General features: G+C 62.8%; 3 protein-coding genes. 1 reads left to right on the top strand and 2 read right to left on the bottom strand.

Annotated features, from left to right (window positions below; genetic code table 11):
* Positions 1 to 255: 255 nt before the first annotated feature.
* Positions 256 to 990, bottom strand: coding sequence for a thioesterase II family protein (locus tag BK665_RS28605; protein ID WP_123409880.1), 735 nt, complete (start codon positions 988 to 990; stop codon positions 256 to 258).
* 132 nt (positions 991 to 1,122) lie between these two features.
* Between BK665_RS28605 and BK665_RS28600 the strand changes: the two genes are divergently transcribed.
* A complete protein-coding gene (locus BK665_RS28600; RefSeq protein ID WP_123409879.1) occupies positions 1,123 to 2,256 on the top strand; it encodes a cupin-like domain-containing protein in 1,134 nt (377 codons plus the stop codon).
* A gap of 110 nt (positions 2,257 to 2,366) precedes the next feature.
* Here the strand turns inward: BK665_RS28600 and BK665_RS28590 are convergent, their stop codons facing one another.
* Positions 2,367 to 3,539: an MFS transporter gene (locus tag BK665_RS28590; protein WP_123409878.1), complete on the bottom strand. Its 1,173-nt coding sequence runs from the start codon at positions 3,537 to 3,539 to the stop codon at positions 2,367 to 2,369.
* Positions 3,540 to 3,555 lie beyond the last annotated feature (16 nt).

Here is a 3,555-nt window from a genome sequence, read left to right as displayed (position 1 = left end):
TTCTTAGCATCCGGATCAGTAGGCAGGAAGCACAAAGGCACGTCGTCCCTATAAAACGAATGCAGACCGGAAAAATTAGCGAATGAGAATAAGTGTCAGAAGGGAGATGTCGCGGGGGTCACAGAACAATGTGGGAGCGGCGGTGCGACGATTCGACTTGCTCGCGAAAGCGGTGTGTCATTCAGCAAAGATGTTGACTGACACACCGCTTTCGCGAGCAAGCCCGCTCCCACAGGGGAAAAGCAGTGTGCAGGGTCAGGCGCCGACCGCCATGGCATGCCGTCGATGGTGCACGTCCAGTTGGTCCTTGATCACCCGCAGCACCTTGGCTTCGTGCTCATGGATAAAGAAGTGCCCGCCCGCCAGCATGTCCACCGAGAAGCTGCCGTGGGTTTCCTTGCTCCAGCCGATCAATTGTTCGGTGGTGGCCTTGTCGGCCTTGCCGCCGAGCACGTGCACCGGGCATTTGAGCAAGGGCCGCTGCACCGGCTGAAAACGCCCGCACAACAGAAAGTCCGCCCGCAGGATCGGCAGGGTCAGGCTCATCAGCTCTTCGTTGGCCAGCACTTCTTCGCTGGTGCCGTTGAGGGTGCGCAACTGGTCGATCAGCTCGGCATCGGTCTTGGGTTCGGCGAACCCGCGATCATAGTCGGCGCGCATGGTTGGCGCGGCCGTGCCGGAGGCGAACAGCGCCACCGGTTCCGGGCAACCGAGTGCGCGCAAAGCGTGGGCCAGTTCGCAGGCCATCAACGCCCCCAGGCTGTGGCCGAACAAGGCGTACGGCGCTTTCAACGTCGGGCGCAGTTCTTTGGCCAATTGCATGGCCAGGGCGCGCAGGTCGGTTTGCAACGGCTCGTCGAAACGCGCTCCGCGCCCCGGCAATTCGACCGGTTGCAGGTGCAGCCACTCCGGCAACTTGCGCCGCCAGCGGCTGTAGACCATGGCGCTGGCGCCGGAATACGGCAGGCACAGCAGGGTCAGCTTGGTCACCGTGGGCTCCTCGAAAAAATAGGTCTGTAGAAAGGAACGGTCCGGCGTCGGCGCAAATTAGTCACGGAGGGTTAAATTTGCCGCCCGGGCGCTCGTTCCCTCATCAGACCAAAACCAACAAGAGTGAACGTCGTGGACCTGCAGACCATTCTGGGCAAACTGTTCGCCAATGCCGGCGCCGTCGGTATCGAAGGGGTTTTTCAATTCGTCTTCGGCCCGCACCAGGCGTACTGGTCCGAGGTCAAGGCCAGCAGCCGCACCGAAGCCGGGCGCCACGCCAGCCCCGACGTGACCATTGAAGTGGCGGAAAAAGACTTCCTCGGGATCATGGGCGGCATGGCCAACGTCGAAGAACTGTTCGCCAGCGGTCGCTTGAAGATCGGCGGCAACATGGGCCTGGCGACGATGCTGCCGCAGATCATCGACCACGCCCGGCATGGCGGCGCCGTGGTCGAAAAGGTCGACATGAACAAGCGCTACCCGACCCCGCCACGCCTGAGCGAACGCCTGACCGCCAGCCTGCCAACCCAGCGCAGCGTGGAGCGCCGGACCCGCAGTTCGCTGTCCAAGCGCGAGTTCGACACCCACTATTTGCCCCACGGCATTCCGCTGGTGATCAGCGATGCGTTGCAGGACTGGCCGTTGTTCAAGCTCAGCCGCGAAGAGTCGTTGGTGCATTTCGCCGAGCTGCAAGGCATCACCCGCCATGGCGATTACGTGAAGAAAACTTTCTCCACCGAGCGGGATTTCCGTTCCACGTCCATGGCCGATTTCATCGCCTCGCTGGACAGCCCGGCGGTCAAGGGCGCGAATGGCGAACCGCCGGCGTACATGGGCAACAACATCCTGCCGGCGCAACTGATGCAGCAGATCAAGTATCCGCCCTACTTCGATCAGTCGCTGTTCATCCCGCCCCGCATCTGGATCGGCCCCAAAGGCACCCTGACGCCGCTGCACCGCGACGACACCGATAACCTGTTCGCCCAGGTCTGGGGCCAGAAAACCTTCACCCTCGCCGCGCCGCATCATCGCGAGGCCTTGGGCACCTGGTCCACCGCGCCCGAGGGCGGGCTGGACGGTTGCGACTTCAACCCGGATGCGCCGGATTACCAGCGCTTCCCCAAGGCCCGGGACGTGACGTTTTTGCGCGTGACCCTGGAGGCCGGGGATTTGCTGTTTTTGCCCGAGGGCTGGTTCCATCAGGTGGAATCGGTGTCGACGTCGTTGTCGGTGAACTTCTGGGTCAACTCAGGCCGGGGCTGGTAACCCAGAGTCCCCTGTGGGAGCGGGCTTGCTCGCGAAAGCGGTGTGTCAGTCAACATCTTTGCTGAATGACATACCGCTTTCGCGAGCAAGCCCGCTCCCACATTTAGATCTCATTTCAAATGGCGGAAGCTCTGGATCGCCGAGCCCAACACCACAACCCCCGCCGCAATCGCCACCCAAAACCCGCTACGCGCCCCAAACGCATCCACCAGCCACCCGGAACTCGCCGCGCCAATCGCCACGCCGATGCTCAGCCCGGTGATCAGCCACGTCAGGCCTTCGGTCAGTTTGGCCGGGGTTACGATGCGCTCCACCAACGCCATCGCCACAATCAACGTCGGCGCAAAGAACATCCCCGCGACAAACACCGCCAGGGCCAAGCCGAAAATATTGGTCGCCAACAGCAATGGCAAGGTGGTCACGGCGGTCATCACACCGCCATACAGGAACAGCCTCGGCAGCGGCAATTTCGAGCGCAACGCGCCGAACACCAACCCCGCCAGGCACGAGCCGATGGCATACACCGACAACACAATACTCGCCGCCGCCGGTTGGCCCTGCTGCTGAGCGAAGGCGACGCTGACCACGTCCACCACGCCGACAATCACGCCCATGGCGGTCATCAACAGCATCAACAGGCGGATTTCCCCGGAGCGAATGATCGAGCCCTGATGGTGAATTTCATGGGGATGCACCGATGGCTCGGTGCTGCGTTGCAAGACAAACGCGGTGACGCCGATGGCCAGCATCAACAATGCGGCCAACGGCCCGGCCTCGGGGAACGCCACCACGCACAGGCCCACCGACAGCGGCGGCCCGACGATAAAGCAGACCTCATCCAGCACCGATTCCAGGGCATAGGCAGTTTGCAGTTGCGGCTGACCGCGATACAGCTCGGTCCAGCGCGCCCGCACCATGGCTGACATGCTCGGCATGCACCCAGCCAGGGCGGCGAACAGGAACAGCGTCCAGTGCGGCGCCTGCAACCTTGTGCACAACAAGAGCAGCAACAGCGAACCCCCGCCCAACAGTGCCGACACCGGCAGAATCCGGCCCTGGCCGTAACGATCTACCAGCCGCGATACTTGCGGCGCACAGAATGCCGTGGCCAGGGCGAAGGTCGCCGCCACGGCGCCGGCCAATCCGTAGCCGCCCTTTATCTGCGAGAGCATGGTGATCAGGCCGATGCCGGTCATGGAAATCGGCATGCGCGCAATCATCCCGGCCAGCACGAAGGCCCCGGCGCCAGGGGCTTTAAACAGTTCGCGGTAGGGGTTTGCCATGGGGGTGCGGGCCTTG

This window comes from Pseudomonas frederiksbergensis, from assembly GCF_003732665.1.
In the GTDB taxonomy this organism is placed as follows: Bacteria; Pseudomonadota; Gammaproteobacteria; order Pseudomonadales; family Pseudomonadaceae; genus Aquipseudomonas; species Aquipseudomonas frederiksbergensis_G.
Note: the sequence above shows the minus strand (reverse complement) of the source record. Positions and strands in the feature narration are given on the sequence as shown.